This is a genomic window from Acinetobacter sp. 1294243 (assembly GCF_000588015.1).
Taxonomy (GTDB): Bacteria; Pseudomonadota; Gammaproteobacteria; order Pseudomonadales; family Moraxellaceae; genus Acinetobacter; species Acinetobacter pittii.
Genome location: NZ_JFXG01000001.1, coordinates 386665 through 404873, shown reverse-complemented (window position 1 = coordinate 404873; position 18209 = coordinate 386665). Strand labels below are relative to the sequence as shown.

Sequence of the window (18209 nt, the reverse complement as noted above, 5' to 3'; positions counted from 1 at the left end):
AGTTACTTTTGTAAGTTCTTTTTGTCTAGACTTGGATCTTTGATTTCTACATATGCATTTGCACGTACTTCACGTAACCAGCTATCAATTTCAGTGTTGAATTGGCGTTCACCTAAAATTTGACGTGCCATACGCTCTTGATATTCATGCGTCATATCTTTTTCACGTTTATCCGTTACTTGTAAGATATGCCAGCCGAACTGAGTTTGGAAAGGTTCGCTAATTTCACCTACAGGAATTTCCTGCATTTTTTTATCAAATTCAGGAACCATCATTCCAGGTGTTACCCAACCCAAACTTCCCCCATCACGTGCTGAACCTGTGTCATTTGAATAGGTTGCTGCAAGTGTTGCAAAATCTTGACCAGCTTTTAAGCGTTTATAGATGTTATCAATAATTTGCTTAGCATTCTCAAGAGTGACTACTTCAGATGGTTGAATGAGAATGTGGCGGGTTTGAAATTGAGGTACTAAAGCTTTTTGCTCATTTTGTTTACGTTCAAGAAGCTTTAAAACATGTACACCATCACGTACTGAAACTAAGTCAGTTGTTTGACCATCTTGTAATGGAGTAATACGAGCCGCAAGTTCAGCAGGAATATCAGACAGTGGGCGGAAACCCATGTCAGCACCTTCAACTTTTACATTTGCAGTTGAAAGTTTTTTCAAAGCATTTATATCATTACTTTGCGCAAGCTTTGAGCGTACTTCTTGAGCTACAGATTGAACTTCTTGTGCATTGTCACCTGAAATGCGCATATGAATTACATGTGCTTGATTACCTAACGCAGCTTGTCCCTGAGGTGATTTTAAGAAGTTTTCTACATCTTGATCACTAATTTTAATACGAGACATCACTTGTTGTTGGCGCAAACGGCTAATCGCTAAATCCTCAGCGATTCGGCCACGTAAACTTTCATAAGTTCCTGGTGCCATAGCATCCAACTTTTGCTGGAAAGCTTCTAAACTTTTAGAGCCAGATTGACCTGCTACTTTAAGTACAGCTTCATTTAAGCTCTTTTCATCAGGTTTAATGCCATATTTTTTAACTTGTTCAAGTTGTGCCTCACGCAAAATTAATTGATCTAATACCTGAAACTGTAAGTATTGCTGAGGTGGCACTTCTTTCTTTTGAGCTTGCAGTTCATGTGCTGCTTCAGCCATACCTTGTTGAAGATCGCTTTTTAAAATTACGCTATTGTCCACAATTGCCACAACTTCATCAGCGGGTTGGGCAAAACTATGCATTGATGAAGAGATTAGGGCAGCAAGTGTAGTTGCTTTAAAAAACTGTTTAAGATGCTTTGTCTTCATTAACGTTGTGTCCAAGATTGATTAATTTTGTTAAAACCTAAAACGCGATTTTCAAGTAAAGACGCGAGTTTATTGTTTAAACCACCTAAACCTTTTAGTGTAATTTCGGCCATGATCGCGCGCTTTTCACTAACATCTGGAGATTTTGGATCGTCTAGATCGTTATAATACGAGCGGCCGTAGACAGAAATACCCCAGCAACATGACTCATAGTTAACTCCTAGTAAGAGTTCGCGGGCAACATCATTGTCCATGTCATATTGTACGTGGCCCATAATACGCCAATTGTCTTTAATTGGTTGTATAAACGATGCAACAACTTGGTCATAAGTATCTTGACGACCAGGAATATCTTTACGATAGAAATAGCCTAGGTTATATAGATTTCCTTTATCACCAGTATAGTAAAGTTGGAAGTCACGTTGAGCATTGTCACCATTCGACATCCAAGCTGAGTTAGCAGCAATGGTAAAGTTTTGGTTAAGCTGGCTTGATAGACTCACCACAGGACCTGTGTTGCGTTCAGTATCAATTTCATCTTGTTGTCGTTGTAAGGTGACACGACGGTCTTCGAAATAGTAACTTTGACCTACACTTGCCCGTAAACGTTCTAAACCTACTGTGTCAAAGAGGCTATAACTTACACCCAAGGATAAAAAGTTATTGTCTTCTAGGCGGTCATGACCATAAAAACGGTAAGGGTTAAATAATTGATCATAACTTACTGACGCAGTAGTTGAGTCAAAGTTAGGGTAACCATCTTGATTTTTGTATGGCGCATATGCATAGAAAGCACGTGGTGTAAGTGTTTGTAAGTACTTACCATCACGTTCAAAGTTCAGTCCAGTGTCTAACGTGAATTGAGGTACAACGACTGATTTGTTTTCGGAACCACCATCTAGATTTTGAGATGCGATACTGTCCTTATCATAAAACGTTTGAATAGAACGTACAGAGACTTCAGGAATCACAAAAGCTGCCGGTGTACGGTAGTTATAACGCGTTGCGAACTGGTTATAAATACGTGTACCACTACTTTCTTGAGCAGAATCATCATTAATTGATTTCTTAAAGTAAGCAGTGTCGTTATTAAATTCGTATTGTAGTCCTAGTGGATTACCAGTGACGTAATTTAATAAGAATTGTGGCAAACGCGCGTATGGTTTATCTGCATCTGCAACTTCAGGATCAAGTGTCTGGAAATCTTCGACCTTAAGCTGTGCTTTTAAACCCGGAATACCATGTTGATAATTAAGTTCCCAAGCTCTACGTAAGTTAAGATCTGTTTTAGAGTTAGGACTGCTATCTAAGTCAGAGAAATAATCTTTATCTGATGCATAGTTATATTCGAGGTTAGTAGACCACTGGTCGTTGATATCCCAATTATGTAAAAAATGGAAATCTTTACGATCTTTGTCATCATAACTTTTGTCAGATGGCAAGATGCCACCCCACATTTCACCAGCACCAAAGCCATCAGTTAAATATCTAAATTCACCTTTTAGCATTGCACCGCGGTCTGCTAAATATCGCGGAGTAAGTGTCAAATCATAGTTAGGTGCAAGGTTTAAATAAACCGGAACAGAAAGCTCAACACCACCATCATTTGAGAAACCAAATTGTGGGTTGAGGATACCTGTAGTACGGCGGTCATCAATCGGGAAGTTAAAATAGGGAACAGCTAGAACAGGAACGTCCTTAACATATAATTTTGTTCCACGAGTTACGCCGCGTCCAGTTTCCTGATTTAACTCAATTTTATTGGCTTGGATTTTCCAACCGGGTTTTTGGCCTGGTGGGCAAGTCGTATAGGTTGCATCATTAAGAACCATAACGTTTGGTGAGGTTCTTTCGATTTTTCCTGCATGACCATGGGCATGTTGCTGTTCAGAAATATAAAAACTATTGTCTAAATTCCCGGTTTGGGTTTTTAGGTTATAATTAATTTCATCACTCTGTGAAAGTAACCCGCCTTGAGCTAACTGTACTCGACCTTGTGCATGCGCAAAGGTTTGGGTCTTATCAATCGTTACTTTGTCAGCACGAACTGTACGTCCTTCCTGATCAATAACGACATCACCTTCTAAAACAGAATCACCCGCTGGATTGTAATGTCCGTAGTTAGCCGTAACGACAGAAGTCGCTTTGTCGGCGTCTAAAGCTTTGGTCTCAGGGTTAATCGGTGTAACCCATGTGCCTTGGCAAAATGCCGAGCTTAAATATTTATTGTCACGAAGCTGTGCTTCAGGTGCAGATTTATCAACATAATATTGCTGAAAGAATTCTTGACCTGGGTAAGCTCCCTTGATGCTCGCTTTAAGTTGATTATTGTCTATATTGGAGACAACATCAGTTGACTCAGCATAACTTGATTGTATGGAGCCACATAAGAGCGTAAAAATAGCTGTCGCTAAAGGATTAAATTTAAACTGATGCTTCATTGTCTCATTAACCAAGTATGCTAATTCACAATTAATTATTGTCGCATCATAGAGAAAAAGTTTATAAGTGGCTACACTTAACCCTTCAAAAATCTCAGCTTGTTTTAGATTTTATTGCAAATGAATACACAACGTGAACAATTGATATATACATGGCTTACATCTGTTCTTGAAAATGATCAATTTAAGATCGCTTTTTTAGCAGGTGATGCAAGCTTCCGCCGTTATGCGCGTATCGAGTTACAAAATAAAACGTATATGCTCATGGATGCCCCTCCAGAAAAAGAAGACTGTGTTCCGTTTGTGACCATTGACGAGTTTTTTGCGAGCCATGGCGTACGTGTGCCTCAGATCGTCGCGAAAGATCTGGCTCAAGGTTTTCTATTGTTAGAAGACTTTGGCGATGTGCTTTTGTCGACATTATTAACTAACGAAACTGTTGATAAATACTACGAACAAAGTTTTAAACAACTTATTCAATTGCAGTCTATTGACGGGACTAATCAGTTCCCAGCTTATTCTTACGAAAAATTAATGTCGGAAATGCATCTACTCACAGACTGGATGTTACCGTCGCTTTCTATTCAGCCGACTGCTGAACAGAAAAAAACGATTGATAATGCATTTGACTTCTTGGCTCATGCTGCATTAGCCCAACCACAAGTTATTGTACATCGAGATTTTCATAGTCGAAATTTGATGAAAATTACCGATGAGCAAGAATTAGGGGTAATCGACTTCCAAGATGCTGTTATTGGCGCTGATACATATGATCTAATTTCGATTACTCGTGATGCATATGTTCAATGGAACGCTGATCGTGTTTATCAATGGTTTAAAGTGTTTTATGACCTGTTGCCAGCGTCGACTAAACAAAACCGTAGCTTTGATCAATTTAAACGTGATGCAGATTTAATGGCGATCCAACGCCATATTAAAATTTTAGGCATTTTTGTTCGCTTATTTGAACGTGATGGTAAGTCTGGTTATTTGAAGGATTTACCACGTGTCATGTGGTATTTGCTCGAAGAAAGTCGTGGTTACGCTGAGCTTGAAGAGTTTATGGCATTTATAAATAATATCGTGATGCCTAAATTTATCGAGAAATATGGTAGCTATGAGGTAGCAGCATAATGAAAGCAATGATTCTTGCTGCTGGCTTGGGCAATCGTATGCGTCCACTTACGCTATATACACCAAAGCCTTTGCTCGAGGTGGGCGGTAAGCCCCTGATTGTGTGGCATATTGAAAAACTTAAGAAAATTGGTGTGACTGAAATAGTCATCAATTCTGCATGGTTGGCCGACAAGCTCATCAGTAGTTTAGGTGATGGCTCTCAATTTGGTGTGGATATCCGTTGGACACGAGAGGATGAAGGGCTAGAAACAGCTGGTGGAATTATTAATGCTTTGCCACTGCTTGGAACAGATCCTTTTATTCTGGTGAATGGAGATGTATGGACCACAATGGATTTTGAAGGTCTGCGCCATATTAAATTAAATGATGATTTGGCACATCTTGTGTTGGTTGATAATCCTAAACAGCATCCTGAAGGCGACTTTACATTATTGGATGGGCGCGCTTTTACATTCGATCAAAATGTGACGGGCGAAAACCTCACTTTTAGTGGTCTATCTGTTATTCATCCTAAACTTTTTGATGGATTGGAAGCGGGTAAGCGTCCTTTAGCTCCACTATTGAAGCAAGCGATGCATAATCAGAAAATATCTGGTGAAAAGCTTAAAGGTGCATGGGTAGATGTGGGAACGCCTGAGCGTTTAATGGAGCTAGATTTGCAAATTCGTGAAGGCTTCTACGATTAAGTGTGTAATCCCTAATCGTTAACTAGTGTTCCACGATGCATAAATGGGTATACTTTGTTTTAAATTTTACTTAGATGTTATCTGTTTATGCATCCGTTTTTTCAAGAGTTACAACAGGGTAGTCAAAAATTAGGTTTATCGCTTAGCGATGAAGCTTTGACATTATTGTTGAAGTATCAAGATGCTTTGGTACTTTGGAACAAAGCTTATAATCTAACAGCGATTCGTGATCCGAAAGAAATGTTAGTGAAGCATTTGTTAGATAGCCTAAGTATTTTGAAAGATTTGCCAGCAGGCCGTTTGCTTGATGTAGGTACAGGTGGTGGTATGCCGGGCATGATCATTGCTTTATGTCAGCCGGAACGCTCATGTGTATTACTTGATTCAAATGGTAAGAAAATTCGTTTTTTGAAACAGTTTATTGCTGACCTTAAGTTAAAAAACGTAGTAGCCGTGCAAACACGTGTTGAAAATCAAGATACAATTGATGAGCTTGGTCAATTTGATGTGATTACAAGTCGCGCTTTTGCTTCTTTAACGGATTTTGTGGATGCAGCTCAGCCATACTTGCATCAGAGCAGTATAATTGCAGCAATGAAAGGAGTTGTGCCAGTTGAGGAAATTGAGCAACTTAAGCAGGACTTTTTATGTAAAGTGATTGAGCTGCGCGTACCAAGACTTGATGAACAACGTCATTTACTTTTACTTCAACGTATTTAAATAAAAAGTATTAGGGTTACCATGGCTCAAATTATTGCGATTGCAAACCAAAAGGGTGGTGTTGGTAAAACAACGACTGCAGTAAATCTTGCAGCGTCTCTAGCTGTATTAAAGAAACGTGTATTACTTGTAGATATGGATTCACAAGGTAATGCTACGATGGGGTCCGGTATTCAAAAGAACGATCTTTTGTATTCGATTACGGATGTTCTACTTGGTGAAGTACCAATTGAAACAGCTATTCAAAAAGCAGAAGTTGGATATAAAGTTTTAGGATCTAATCGTGAACTTTCCGGTGTTGAGCTTGCTATTGCAGAGCAAGAAGGGCGCGAATTTATTCTAAAAAATGCTCTGAATGAAATCCGAAACTCATTTGATTTTATCATAGTGGATTGTGCGCCAAGCTTGAGCTTGATTACTGTTAATGCTTTGGCAGCTGTAGATAGTGTAATCATTCCAATGCAATGCGAATATTATGCGCTAGAAGGTTTAGCTGATTTAACCCAGACTATTGATCGTATTCAAAAGGCATTAAATCCTGATTTAGAAATTATTGGTGTATTACGTACAATGTACGATGCACGAAATGCTTTAACACGTGATGTATCTGCTGAGTTAGAACAGTATTTCGGTAAAAAACTTTATGATACTGTCGTTCCACGTAATGTTCGCTTAGCAGAAGCACCAGCGCATGGTTTGCCTGTTATCTATTTTGAAAAAAGTTCTAAAGGTGCAGTTGCATACTTAAATCTTGCAGCTGAGATGTTGAAGAAAAGTAAAGTGAAGAAAGGAAGTAAAGTATGAGCATCAAAAAACGCGGATTGGCTAAAGGACGTGGTTTAGATGCATTACTTGGTTCAATTCAAAAAGAAAAATTACAGCTGGAAGCACAGGCACTTGACCACGGACAGTTGAAACAAATTGATGTAAATTTATTGAAACGTGGTGAATATCAACCACGTCGCTTTATTCATGAGCATGATTTGCAAGAGCTAGCATCTTCTATTGAAAAACATGGAGTGATGCAACCTATTGTAATTCGTCCAGTTGATGATGAAGCACATCCATACGAAATCATTGCGGGTGAACGACGCTGGCGTGCAGCGCAACTTGCGGGTTTAACTGAAATTCCTGCAATTGTTCGTGATTTAAATGATCAGGTTGCCATTGCGTTAGCACTTATTGAGAATATTCAGCGTCAAGATTTAAATCCGATTGATCAGGCTATAGCCTTGCAGCGTTTTCATGATGAATTCGGTTTGAGCCATCAAGAAATTGCTGACACAGTAGGGAAAGCACGTACTACGGTAAGTAATTTACTTCGTTTGTTGAGTTTGGCGGATGAAATTAAAGATTTCATGCAGCAAGGCCAGCTTGATATGGGGCATGCTCGAGCTATCTTGACGTTAAAGGGTAAAGATCAATTAGACGTTGCTAAAATCGTAATTGAAAAAGGACTATCTGTTCGTCAAACAGAGCAATTGGTGCGTGATAGAAGTGAGCCTAAGCAGGAGAAGGAAAAAGCACCTGTAGCACCTGATATTGAACAATTGACACAAAAATTATCAGAGCGTTTTGGCGCTAATGTGAAAATTGATCATAATCAAAAAGGTAAGGGTAAGCTTGTTATTCATTACCATACCTTAGATGAGTTAGATGGCATTTTAAATATTTGTTTGCCTGATTAATTTGCATTTGGGTCATATATTTCTAATTTTATATTCTTGGGGAAGAAGATATGTGGGAACTTGTGAGAGCGGGTGGCTGGTTGATGTTGCCTTTAATTCTATGCTCAATTTTAACTGTTGCGATCAGCATTGAACGTTTTGTTCGGTTAAGACGTTCACAAGTTCTACCCAAAGCATTAATTGATGATAGTTCGTTAAGAACTGAAGATATTGTGGAAAATTTGGAACAAAATCTAGAAGTGCAAAACAGCGCATTGGCTCACATTTTAAAAGCAGGTTTTGATCATCGTGAGCATGGTGAGCAATTTGCACGAGCACAAATGGAAGTAGCCGCTTCTCAAGAAATTTCTTATTTAGAGAAAAATATTAATTTCTTGGGGACTTTGAGTGCTGTGGCGCCTTTATTAGGGCTGCTTGGTACAGTAGTCGGGATTATTGAGTCATTCCTTGTGATTGATTTTGGATCGGCAGGGAGTCCAAGTTTAATGATTCCGGGTATTTCTAAAGCGCTTATTACTACAGCTGTGGGAATGTTAATTGCGATTCCTGCTTTAGTTGCTTATCGCTATTTTCAAAGATTAGTACAAGATTATATTGCTGAACTAGAGCAGCAATCGACTTTATTTCATGCCTCATTGTTCTATAAACGTTCCTCGTCTATAGCAGAACATCGTCGTGTTGGGTGATGGGTGAATAGCCAGATGAAATTTAAACGTTCTCAGGTTGAAGACATCCATATCAATTTAACGCCTATGATTGACTGTTTGTTGTTCATTTTGGTTTTTTTATTACTATCGACTACTTTTAATCAGCCAAGTCGCCTCAATTTAACGTTACCAGATGCACAAGGTGTTCCACCAAAACAGTACGATCACAAAATTGAAGTCGTGGTAGACTCTTCTGGTCATTATGCTGTAAATGGTCAGGCACTTTCGTCTAAAGAGGTTGCTGATCTGAGTACTGCGATTAAGCAAGTTGCTCAAGAGCGCCGTGATTTTATGTTCATCATTGCTGCGGATGCCAAAGCGTCTCATCAGGATGTAATTCGCGTTATGGATGTAGCAGGACAACTCGGTTTTGTTAACATCAATATTAGTACCAAAGTTCCTTCTAGAGGTTTTTCTGAGTGAATCAAGATTTTAAGGTTTATTTGCGTCTCATAGCCTATTTAAAACCTTATTGGGGCGTGGCCTTATTAGTTCTTATCGGGTTCGGTATTAACTCAGCAACAGAAGTCTCCGTTGCTAAATTGATTAAATTTATTATTGATGCAATCCAAAGTGGCAGTAGAAGTGATCTGGATTGGTTCCCATTATTAATCATTTTATTGGTTTTTTTCCGTGGTTTAGGCCTTTTTATGGGGGGTTACTATACTGCGGTGATTTCACGTAGTTTGGTTTTTAGTATTCGCCAAGAAGTTTATGCCAAACTTTTAAGACTACCGGCACAATATTACCTAGATAATTCATCTGGCCATATTACTGCCAAGATTATGTATAACGTTGAGCAGCTAACAGCAGCTTCTTCGGAGTCATTAAGAGTCATCGTTAGGGATGGGATGATTACACTGGGATTATTAGGCTATCTGTTTTATACCAATTGGCGTCTTACTTTATGTGTTTTTGTATTTTTACCTGTAATTGGTGTATTGGTACGTAAAGCTTCAAAACGTATGCGAAAACTCTCATTACAGGTTCAAGATACAATGGGTGATGTGAACCACGTTGTTCAAGAGAGTATCAATGGTAATGCTGTAGTAAAAACTTTTGCTGGTGAAGAGTCTGAACAAGAACGGTTCTATAAGTCATCAGAAGAAAACTTAAAACGTGGTTTAAAAATGGTAATTGTACAAAACCTGAATAGCCCTGTGGTTCAGGTAGTAATGGCTTGTGCGATGGCCCTTATTGTATGGTTAGCTTTACGACCACAGATTTTAGGTAATACTAGTGCTGGTGAGTTCGTGGCTTACCTTACAGCTGCTGGTCTATTAGCAAAACCAGTTAAAAACTTGACTGATGTTAATGAAAAGTTACAACGCGGTTTAGCAGCAGCTCATTCTGTTTTTGAACTATTAGATTTGCCTGAAGAGCAAAATAACGGTCAGTTGAAACCTAAACTAAATGGTGCAATTCGTTTTGATCATGTGGCATTAAATTATGCTGATGGCGTACAGGCTATTAAAGATTTCTCTTTAGATATTCTTCCTGGGCAAACTGTAGCATTAGTTGGACGTTCAGGTGCTGGTAAAAGCTCATTAGTTAATATGTTGGTACGTTTCCAAGAGGTATCAAGTGGGCAAATTTATTTAGATGGTTTGCCAATTAATGATATTGATCTTTCTTGTTTGCGTACCCAAATCGCAATGGTAAATCAGCAAGTTGTATTATTTAATCGTACTGTTCGTGAAAACATTGCGTATGGTCAGTTGCAAGGTGCGTCAGATGAGGAAATTCATGCCGCTGCAAAAGCTGCATATGCACATGACTTCATTATGAATTTACCAAATGGTTATGATACTGTTTTAGGGGCACAGGGCCTAAACTTATCTGGTGGTCAGCGTCAGCGAATTGCTATTGCTCGAGCAATTTTAAAGAATGCTCCAATATTAATTTTAGATGAAGCTACAAGTGCTCTTGATAATGAATCTGAACATTTTATTCAGCAAGCATTTGATGAAGCGATGCAAGACCGCACTACGATTGTCATTGCTCACCGTTTATCAACAATTGAAAATGCTGACCGTATTGTAGTGATGGATCAAGGACAAATTGTTGAACAAGGTACTCATCAAGAACTCCTCGCAAAACATGGTGCTTATTATCAATTACATCAGCGTAATTTCGAGGATAACTAAGCATGTCATTAGTCCAGCTGATCCAGAATGCATGGAATAAACAATCGAGTTGGTTGATTGCTTTACGTCCATTGTCTTGCTTGTATCGGGCTGGGTTTTTACTAAATCGTAATCTTTATAATTCAGGTTTTAAGCAAATTTATAAAGCGCCCGTACCTGTGATGGTTATAGGTAATATCACAGTAGGTGGAAGCGGAAAAACTCCCTTGCTAATACAACTGGTGAATTATCTACAGCAGCATAATGTAAAAGTAGGGGTAATTAGTCGGGGATATGGGGGTAATGGTCCTTTTCCACTGCTGGTTACCTCGGGCGGCCAAGTAGCTCAAGCTGGGGATGAGCCAGCATTAATTGTTCAGGCTACAAGTGTACCAATGGCAGTAGGTCCTAATAGGCAGGCCGCAATAGAGTTATTGCTTGAGTCATCAGAAATAGATTTGATTATTAGTGATGATGGGTTGCAGCATTGGGCATTAGATCGACAGATCGAGTGGATTGTACTGGATCAAAATCGTGGTTTAGGGAATAAAAAACTATTACCTGAAGGTTATCTGCGAGAGCCTGTTGAACGTTTAGAAACTGGAACAGTGATTGAGCATACTCATAAACCTGCTACAGAATTAAACATGTATCTCGAGACAGGACAGCCATATTTACTTAACCCTTTATCTAATTCTAAACCAAGCTTTAATCTTGAGAATAATTATCATGCTGTAGTGGGTATTGGCTTTCCTCAACGGTTTTATCAAACCCTTAAAGATCTAGGGTTGAAGCAATTCGAAGAGCATGCCTTTCAAGATCATCATGATTACACAATCAATGATTTAATTTTTAATGATGAGCTGCCACTTATTACAACTGAAAAAGATGCAGTTAAACTATTACCGTTACTTGAAAAACATCCTGAATTTAAACAATCTATTTGGGTAGTTCCTGTTACAGCTGTGCTGTCTACACAGTGTTATCAGGTTTTAAAAATGCAATTGCAAGAACTTGATATTCAATTATCTTAGGAAGAAAAAATGAAACACATCGTCATTCCAGCACGCTTCTCAAGTTCGCGTTTGCCAGGTAAACCATTGTTGCTTATTCATAACCGTCCTATGATTTTACGTGTAGTGGATCAGGCAAAAAAAGTCGAAGGTTTTGATGATTTGTGCGTGGCAACAGATGACGAACGTATTGCTGAGATCTGCCGTGCAGATGGAATTGATGTAGTTCTTACCAGTGCAGATCATCCTTCGGGTACAGACCGTTTAAGTGAGGTGGCTCGCATTAAGGGTTGGGATGCAGACGATATTATTGTAAATGTTCAAGGTGATGAACCTTTATTGCCAGCTCAACTTGTTCGGCAAGTTGCAGAACTTTTGGTTGATAAACCAAATTGTTCAATGTCTACGTTGTGTGAGCCGATTCATACCTTAGATGAGTTCCAGCGTGACAGTATTGTAAAAGTAGTCATGTCTAAACAAAATGAAGCTTTATATTTTAGCCGGGCTACCATTCCTTATGATCGAGATGGGGCTAAGCATGATGAACCGACTTTACATTCACAAGCATTTCGTCATTTAGGTTTATATGCTTATCGAGTGAACTTATTACAAGAATACGTAACATGGGATATGGGGAAGCTTGAAAAGTTGGAGAGCCTTGAACAATTACGTGTTTTGGAAAATGGTCATCGAATTGCAATTGCTGTAGCCGAAGCCAATTTACCACCAGGTGTGGACACTCAAGCTGATCTTGATCGCTTAAATAGTATGCCTGTTGAATCTTTTGAATAAGCGTTAATTTTTAATGAATCCGAATGTAACTTCAAAGGTTTATCCTTGGCAGCAAACAACATGGGACACCTTGACAACAAGGTTTCCCAATATTGGACATGGTCTCTTATTTTACGGCAAGCAAGGTTGTGGAAAACATGCTTTTGCTAAGCAGTTTTTGGCATGGGTACTTTGTTTAAATAAGCAGCCGCAGGGCCCTTGTGGTGAATGTAGTAGTTGCCAATGGTTAAAATCAGACACTCATCCCAATTATGTTCATATCACAACGGATGAAGAAAATAAAAAACAGAATGCAAAAATTAAAATAGAAAAGATCCGTGACTTACTACCTTTCGTACAACAAACGGGAGAAGGTTGGCGCGTTATTGTGATTGAGCCTGCAGAAGCACTTAATTTGGCATCTTCAAATGCTTTGCTAAAGACTTTAGAAGAACCAGGCGAGCGTGTTGTTTTAATTTTATTAGCTGATCACTATCTTAAACTACCGGCCACTATTCGTAGCCGATTGCAACATTTCGCTTTAGATCGTATTTCATATGAGCAAGCTACTTCTTATTTGAATGAGCATTTATCTGAACTTGCGGAAGTGCAGCCCGATTTACTGCTTGGCTTATCTAATGATATGCCTTTACAAGCAATAGAAATTGCTCAAAGTGACTGGTTTGCGAAAAGGCAAGTTTTCTTAAATGATTGGCTTAAAATTGTTGCTCAAAAAAATATGCCTTTATTTTTCTCAGGCAAATGGCAAAAAGAATTAAGTTTTAATGATTTTATAATGCTTTTTGAATACTTGTTGGGTGATTTAATTTGTGTCAAGCTAACCCAACCACAGAAAAATACTGATTTAGATTTTGATCAGTTAAGCCCATATTATGATTTAGAAAGCTTATTTAATATTTATAGTGAATTACAGCAAGCAAAAAAGCTTGTTGAACAAAATGTACAAAGCCAACTTATTATTGATCAATTATTTATAACGTTAATGAATATTTAAGGGGAAAACTATGCAGCCGCAAATGGGGGGGATTATTCAGGTAAATATTCCTGATAAAGCTACTTTGCAAGCAAGCTATATGGGATATGTGCAAGGTGGAGGCCTATTCGTACCATCAAAACAAAAGGTAAAGATGGGACAAGAAATTTTCATTTTAGCGACTTTGCCTGAGCAGTCTCAAAAAATTCCTCTAACAGGCAAAGTAATCTGGATCTCCCATAAACAAAGTGGATTTAAACCCCAAGGTTTTGCTATTCAGTTAAGCGGAGATAAGGGAATTTACTATAAAACTGAGGCAGAACGAGTTTTGGCTGGTAGTATGTCTCTAGACCGTCCAAGTTATACGATGTAATTAAATAGGAAAGAAAAGTGTTTGTTGATACGCATTGCCATTTAACGATGTTAGATTTAACGCCTTATAACGGTGATCTGGACCTTGCGCTTGCAGCGGCGCGAGCAGAAGGAGTGTCTAAGTTTATGGCAATTTCCGTTGATCTCGATGACCATATTGCATTGGCTGAAATTGCAAATAAACATGCAGATGTTGGTTATACGGTAGGTGTACACCCTTGTGAGGATGTGGGCACAATGGCACGTGCAACAACTGAGTATTTGGTTGAATTGGCTCAATCAGAAAAAGTATGGGCTTTAGGTGAAACTGGACTGGACTATTATCACAGTACTGATTTTATTGAAGAGCAAAAAGCATGTTTTGCAAGACATATCCAAGCTTCAAAAATTGTAAAAAAACCAGTTGTCGTTCATACCCGATCAGCAAAGCATGATACGGTAGATATTATCCGTGCTGAACACTCAACACATGGGATTCTGCATTGTTTTACTGAAGATTGGGAAACTGCTAAAGCTGTGCTTGATTGTGGTTATTACATTTCTTTTTCCGGTATTGTGTCATTTAAGAATGCACAGGATTTGCGCGATGTAGCTAAACAGGTTCCACTAGATCGCCTTTTAATTGAAACAGATAGCCCGTATTTAGCACCTGTCCCATATCGTGGTAAAACAAATGAACCAAAATATGTGCCTTATGTAGCCAAAGCGCTAAGTGATGTATATGATAAATCGGTTGAGGAAATTGCAATGATCACCTCACAAAATTTTGAGAACTTGCTAAAAGCGATTTAGGTTATAGAAACTATATAAGAGAGTAATTGCGTGAAGATGGATCGTCAGGCTCAGTTCCGAGCAAGAGAAGTATTAATATTTCAGGTTGCGGAACAATTATTGCTAGAAAATGGCGAAGCCGGAATGACACTCGATGTCTTGGCTGCTGAGCTTGATTTAGCAAAAGGAACTTTGTACAAACACTTTCAAAGTAAAGATGAGTTGTACATGCTGTTGATTATTCGTAATGAGCGTATGTTACTTGAAATGGTTCAAGATACTGAAAAAGCCTTTCCAGAGCATTTGGCTTTTTTCATGTTGCATCATTTACATCATCCTGAGCGAACAGTTTTATTCCATCAAATTGAGGAAAAACTCTCAATCACTGCTCAAGGCGTACATCATCTTTTTCACGAACTTTATCAAGTGCGTAAACAGAGATTGCGAATTATCATTCGTATGACAGACCACTACCTAGAATCTATTCAAAGCAGTATGCCTACACGAGATTATCTTGCTTCTATTTGGTCATTAACTCATGGTGCGGCAGCTATTCTCAATTCAAGTTTTTATCAACGATATTTAGGTTCAAGAGACACTTTAAGAGTGGCTTATATTGATCAGGCTTTAGCCTTGCCTAAACAAGCTGTTGAGCAATATGCTTAGGTCGATATGAAATCTCAATCACCACTTAAATCTCAAAAAGGTTTTACTCTCATAGAAGTGATGGTGGTGATTGTTATTATGACCATTATGACCTCTCTAGTTGTACTCAACATAGGTGGGGTTGACCAAAAGAAAGCGATGCAAGCAAGAGAGTTATTTTTGCTTGATATGCATAAGATTGGTAAAGAGTCGCTTGATCAGTCTCGTGTTTTAGCTTTATCTACTCTCAGTGAAACAGATGTTTCACCATTTTCTTATGAATTGTATGAGTATCATGACCAGAGTAAATTACAGGTCCAAGATTTAAAAAATCGCTGGCAAAAATATTCAGAATTTACTACGCGGCAACTGCCTAAACATGTATCGTTTACAATACAACCTTTAGATAAGCAAAACTATTCAAAAGCTACGAATACCGATTTAATTGGAGGGCAGGCTCCTCAGTTAATCTGGTTCGGTAACGGTGAAGCTAAAACTGTGAAAATACAGTTTTACTTTGAACAAAAACCAATTGGTTCAGAAATACAAATTGATCATTTGGGTAAAATAAATGAAATCTAAAGGCTTTACTCTATTAGAAGTAATGGTTGCTTTAGCAATTTTTGCAGTGGCGGCTGTCGCGTTAACTAAAGTAGCCATGCAATATACTCAATCTACCTCAAATGCAATTCTTAGAACAAAAGCACAGTTTGTCGCAATGAATGAAGTTGCTTTAATGGAAATAAATCAGGAATGGCTCGAAGGTACACAAAGCAAGCAAGTGACTTCTCAAGGTGAGACTTGGCAGATTGATAAATCTGCGCAATCTACAATTAGTCCAAATGTTCAAAAAGTAGATGTACAAGTTAGTTTATATGATTCTGATAAGGGGAAAGTTCAAAATGGTATTACTCACTTGGTATTTTTTAATTACCCAATGAAAGCAAAATAATGATAAAGAATAAATATTTTTGCTCTCCAGGCCCAGCTTCACGTCTTGCGGCACGATCGGAGCAGATGATGAGGGGTTACTCTGAGCAAAGCTCTTCGTCTTCCGCTCAGACAAAGCTTCGCTTTAAAGGCTCTCACACTCGAAACATAGTTTCTCATCTTGCGACACGATCGAGCAGTGCTCGATTAACTCGTGCCTCAGGATTTACTTTAGTTGAGCTTTTAGTTTCAATTGCAATTTTTGCTATTTTATCTTTGTTGGGGTGGAAGGTTTTTGACTATTTATTAAAAGTTCGCGATCGTAATACTCAACATGAAGTGCAGCTATTTGAATTACAAGATGCTTATCAACAAGTTTTGCGTGATACATTGCAAATTATACCTTTATCAGCCAATCAAGGCGGGCAATTACGTCCAGCTTTAGAGATTGATAATCAAGTTCTCCGCTTTAGTAAGGCGGGTGTTACTGATCCATTAAAGCAAGGATTATCACCTTTTGAGCGTATCGAATATCGATATGATCCTGTTCAAAAAAAGCTTTATCGCCTAAAATATAGTAACTTAAATACTTCAAATAGAGAGCAACCCTTATCAAGTACGCTGCTGAGCCAAGTTGAACAATTTCAAATTATGGTTTTGACACCTCAAGAAGTAACAAAGTGGCCTGAAGTTAATATTGACCCTACAAAACCTGATGAATTTAGGAAGTTGCCAAAAGGAATAAAAATGCAACTCACGATTGCAGGTGTAAGTTATGAGTGGATTTATAGCTTAAATCAAGGTGACTTATCGCTCTCCAAACAGGGAGGTCAATAAATGTTACTATATAAAAAAAATCAGCAAGGTGTAGCGTTACTCACAATTTTGATAATGGTGGCTTTGGCTACAATTTTAGCTGCCTCTATCGCAAAGCATCAAACTAATACGATGGAAAATACGGGTTATTTGATGCGTCAAAATCAGTCATTACTCTATGCAAAAAGTGCAGAAGCTTTTTTTTCTGAATTATTAATTCAAGATGCAAATAATGCTGGTGGCATCGATCATTTAAAGGAAAGCTGGGCTCAGCCAATGCCACCTTTCCCAATAGAAGATGGAGCCGTATCGGGGCGCTTACTAGATGAGTCTGGAAAATTTAATCTAAACAATTTAACGACCAATGAAGGTAAGGTAAACGAAGCTGCTAAAAATTGGTTTGAGCGATTGCTTGTGCGTGTAGGATTGCCAGCAGAGTTAAGTCAAGCAGTTATTGATTGGCAAGATCCAGATGATGAACCAAGCGGCCCTATGGGGGCAGAAAGTAACTATTATGAAGGACTTGACCCTGGCTATTTGGCTTCAAATGCTAAATTTCATCGTATAGAAGAGTTGAAATTGGTAAGAGGTTTTGAAGGCAAGAAATATGATTTAATAGCACCATACATTTCTGCATTACCTGAAAATATAAAAGTGAATGTTAATACCGCATCACCATTAGTATTAGCGAGTATTGATCAAAAATTAGATTTAGGGACTATAGAAAAAGAACTTCAATTACGCCAACAGAATTTAAAATTCTTTCAAAATATTGATGAATTATGGCAATTGAGTGCTTTTTCAGCAGTTGATGCGCAAAAGAAAACTGAAGTTAATAGCCTTTTAGATGTGAAGTCGAACTTTTTTCAAGCACAAATCGAGGTTGTGTTGAATAATAGAAAAAGGCAGTTTACAAGTGCCTTAATGCGCAGTGATAAGCAGGTTTATGTATATTCTAGAAGTATAGTGCCTTTTAACTAATTGAAAATTTATGATTTATTTACTTAAGATGTTTTTTGAAGTTTGTGATTATAAATTTTTCTCAAGTTAAACGTTAAAGTAAATATAAACTTTCTATA

General features: G+C 38.2%; 20 protein-coding genes. 18 read left to right on the top strand and 2 right to left on the bottom strand.

The features are described 5' to 3' along the window. Window positions 1-2 precede the first annotated feature (2 nt). Together J655_RS06805 and J655_RS06800 are read right to left on the bottom strand one after the other, a co-directional pair. Window positions 3-1313 carry a peptidylprolyl isomerase gene (locus tag J655_RS06805; protein WP_017482279.1) on the bottom strand — a complete coding sequence of 437 codons (1311 nt, stop codon included), beginning with the start codon at window positions 1311-1313 and terminating at the stop codon, window positions 3-5. Further along, complete coding sequence (locus J655_RS06800; RefSeq protein WP_032042352.1) at window positions 1313-3754, bottom strand: LPS-assembly protein LptD; 2442 nt, start codon at window positions 3752-3754, stop codon at window positions 1313-1315. Before J655_RS06800 ends, J655_RS06805 begins: the two co-directional genes overlap by 1 nt. Before the next feature lie 120 nt (window positions 3755-3874). On the opposite strand from J655_RS06800, the gene J655_RS06795 reads away from it, so the two are divergent. The 18 genes from J655_RS06795 to gspK all read left to right on the top strand — a co-directional run bounded on the left by J655_RS06795 (window position 3875) and on the right by gspK (window position 18111). Beyond that, the gene (locus tag J655_RS06795) at window positions 3875-4888 is read left to right on the top strand and encodes an aminoglycoside phosphotransferase family protein (RefSeq protein WP_017482278.1); all 1014 of its coding nucleotides are present in this window, start codon (window positions 3875-3877) and stop codon (window positions 4886-4888) included. Further along, complete coding sequence (gene murU, locus J655_RS06790; RefSeq protein ID WP_032052184.1) at window positions 4888-5577, top strand: N-acetylmuramate alpha-1-phosphate uridylyltransferase MurU; 690 nt, start codon at window positions 4888-4890, stop codon at window positions 5575-5577. Before J655_RS06795 ends, murU begins: the two co-directional genes overlap by 1 nt. An 87-nt stretch (window positions 5578-5664) precedes the next feature. Then, window positions 5665-6297, top strand: coding sequence for a 16S rRNA (guanine(527)-N(7))-methyltransferase RsmG (gene rsmG, locus J655_RS06785; protein ID WP_017482277.1), 633 nt, complete (start codon window positions 5665-5667; stop codon window positions 6295-6297). Window positions 6298-6318: 21 nt separating this feature from the next. Continuing rightward, the gene (locus J655_RS06780; protein ID WP_002121458.1) at window positions 6319-7101 is read left to right on the top strand and encodes a ParA family protein; all 783 of its coding nucleotides are present in this window, start codon (window positions 6319-6321) and stop codon (window positions 7099-7101) included. Continuing rightward, window positions 7098-7985 carry a ParB/RepB/Spo0J family partition protein gene (locus J655_RS06775; protein WP_017399496.1) on the top strand — a complete coding sequence of 296 codons (888 nt, stop codon included), beginning with the start codon at window positions 7098-7100 and terminating at the stop codon, window positions 7983-7985. Before J655_RS06780 ends, J655_RS06775 begins: the two co-directional genes overlap by 4 nt. Window positions 7986-8035: 50 nt before the next feature. Continuing rightward, the gene (locus tag J655_RS06770; RefSeq protein WP_032007246.1) at window positions 8036-8671 is read left to right on the top strand and encodes a MotA/TolQ/ExbB proton channel family protein; all 636 of its coding nucleotides are present in this window, start codon (window positions 8036-8038) and stop codon (window positions 8669-8671) included. A 15-nt stretch (window positions 8672-8686) separates the two neighbouring features. Then, window positions 8687-9115, top strand: coding sequence for an ExbD/TolR family protein (locus J655_RS06765; protein ID WP_005069548.1), 429 nt, complete (start codon window positions 8687-8689; stop codon window positions 9113-9115). Next, the gene (gene msbA, locus J655_RS06760) at window positions 9112-10839 is read left to right on the top strand and encodes a lipid A export permease/ATP-binding protein MsbA (protein ID WP_002121388.1); all 1728 of its coding nucleotides are present in this window, start codon (window positions 9112-9114) and stop codon (window positions 10837-10839) included. Before J655_RS06765 ends, msbA begins: the two co-directional genes overlap by 4 nt. 2 nt (window positions 10840-10841) lie before the next feature. Beyond that, window positions 10842-11852, top strand: coding sequence for a tetraacyldisaccharide 4'-kinase (lpxK, locus tag J655_RS06755; protein ID WP_002121338.1), 1011 nt, complete (start codon window positions 10842-10844; stop codon window positions 11850-11852). Between the two features lie 9 nt (window positions 11853-11861). Continuing rightward, window positions 11862-12623 (top strand): 3-deoxy-manno-octulosonate cytidylyltransferase, encoded by a 762-nt coding sequence (gene kdsB, locus J655_RS06750; protein WP_002121419.1) that lies wholly within the window; start codon window positions 11862-11864, stop codon window positions 12621-12623. A 13-nt stretch (window positions 12624-12636) separates the two neighbouring features. Further along, window positions 12637-13617 (top strand): DNA polymerase III subunit delta', encoded by a 981-nt coding sequence (locus tag J655_RS06745; protein ID WP_032007245.1) that lies wholly within the window; start codon window positions 12637-12639, stop codon window positions 13615-13617. 10 nt (window positions 13618-13627) lie between these two features. Further along, a complete protein-coding gene (locus J655_RS06740) occupies window positions 13628-13969 on the top strand; it encodes a PilZ domain-containing protein (protein WP_002121335.1) in 342 nt (113 codons plus the stop codon). A gap of 17 nt (window positions 13970-13986) precedes the next feature. Continuing rightward, the gene (locus J655_RS06735) at window positions 13987-14760 is read left to right on the top strand and encodes a TatD family hydrolase (protein ID WP_005069538.1); all 774 of its coding nucleotides are present in this window, start codon (window positions 13987-13989) and stop codon (window positions 14758-14760) included. Between the two features lie 36 nt (window positions 14761-14796). Continuing rightward, a complete protein-coding gene (locus J655_RS06730; protein WP_005069536.1) occupies window positions 14797-15405 on the top strand; it encodes a TetR/AcrR family transcriptional regulator in 609 nt (202 codons plus the stop codon). A gap of 6 nt (window positions 15406-15411) precedes the next feature. Next, window positions 15412-15966 (top strand): type II secretion system protein, encoded by a 555-nt coding sequence (locus J655_RS06725; protein ID WP_005069534.1) that lies wholly within the window; start codon window positions 15412-15414, stop codon window positions 15964-15966. Then, complete coding sequence (gene gspI / locus J655_RS06720) at window positions 15956-16336, top strand: type II secretion system minor pseudopilin GspI (RefSeq protein WP_005069533.1); 381 nt, start codon at window positions 15956-15958, stop codon at window positions 16334-16336. Before J655_RS06725 ends, gspI begins: the two co-directional genes overlap by 11 nt. Beyond that, window positions 16336-17151 carry a type II secretion system minor pseudopilin GspJ gene (gspJ, locus tag J655_RS06715; RefSeq protein WP_032052183.1) on the top strand — a complete coding sequence of 272 codons (816 nt, stop codon included), beginning with the start codon at window positions 16336-16338 and terminating at the stop codon, window positions 17149-17151. The genes gspI and gspJ overlap by 1 nt, the downstream gene beginning before the upstream one ends. Next, window positions 17152-18111 (top strand): type II secretion system minor pseudopilin GspK, encoded by a 960-nt coding sequence (gspK, locus tag J655_RS06710; protein ID WP_032052182.1) that lies wholly within the window; start codon window positions 17152-17154, stop codon window positions 18109-18111. The last annotated feature ends 98 nt before the right edge of the window (window positions 18112-18209 follow it).

Bases quoted from the DNA above. Each gene is read 5' to 3' on its own strand.
- J655_RS06805 (WP_017482279.1), bottom strand. From the start codon at position 1,313: ATGAAGACAAAGCATCTTAAACAGTTTTTTAAAGCAACTACACTTGCT.
- J655_RS06775 (WP_017399496.1), top strand. From the start codon at position 7,098: ATGAGCATCAAAAAACGCGGATTGGCTAAAGGACGTGGTTTAGATGCA.
- J655_RS06800 (WP_032042352.1), bottom strand. From the start codon at position 3,754: ATGAAGCATCAGTTTAAATTTAATCCTTTAGCGACAGCTATTTTTACG.
- J655_RS06780 (WP_002121458.1), top strand. From the start codon at position 6,319: ATGGCTCAAATTATTGCGATTGCAAACCAAAAGGGTGGTGTTGGTAAA.
- J655_RS06765 (WP_005069548.1), top strand. From the start codon at position 8,687: ATGAAATTTAAACGTTCTCAGGTTGAAGACATCCATATCAATTTAACG.
- gspJ (WP_032052183.1), top strand. From the start codon at position 16,336: ATGATAAAGAATAAATATTTTTGCTCTCCAGGCCCAGCTTCACGTCTT.
- lpxK (WP_002121338.1), top strand. From the start codon at position 10,842: ATGTCATTAGTCCAGCTGATCCAGAATGCATGGAATAAACAATCGAGT.
- gspI (WP_005069533.1), top strand. From the start codon at position 15,956: ATGAAATCTAAAGGCTTTACTCTATTAGAAGTAATGGTTGCTTTAGCA.
- J655_RS06770 (WP_032007246.1), top strand. From the start codon at position 8,036: ATGTGGGAACTTGTGAGAGCGGGTGGCTGGTTGATGTTGCCTTTAATT.
- J655_RS06795 (WP_017482278.1), top strand. From the start codon at position 3,875: ATGAATACACAACGTGAACAATTGATATATACATGGCTTACATCTGTT.
- rsmG (WP_017482277.1), top strand. From the start codon at position 5,665: ATGCATCCGTTTTTTCAAGAGTTACAACAGGGTAGTCAAAAATTAGGT.
- J655_RS06725 (WP_005069534.1), top strand. From the start codon at position 15,412: ATGAAATCTCAATCACCACTTAAATCTCAAAAAGGTTTTACTCTCATA.
- kdsB (WP_002121419.1), top strand. From the start codon at position 11,862: ATGAAACACATCGTCATTCCAGCACGCTTCTCAAGTTCGCGTTTGCCA.
- murU (WP_032052184.1), top strand. From the start codon at position 4,888: ATGAAAGCAATGATTCTTGCTGCTGGCTTGGGCAATCGTATGCGTCCA.
- J655_RS06740 (WP_002121335.1), top strand. From the start codon at position 13,628: ATGCAGCCGCAAATGGGGGGGATTATTCAGGTAAATATTCCTGATAAA.
- gspK (WP_032052182.1), top strand. From the start codon at position 17,152: ATGTTACTATATAAAAAAAATCAGCAAGGTGTAGCGTTACTCACAATT.
- J655_RS06730 (WP_005069536.1), top strand. From the start codon at position 14,797: ATGGATCGTCAGGCTCAGTTCCGAGCAAGAGAAGTATTAATATTTCAG.
- J655_RS06745 (WP_032007245.1), top strand. From the start codon at position 12,637: ATGAATCCGAATGTAACTTCAAAGGTTTATCCTTGGCAGCAAACAACA.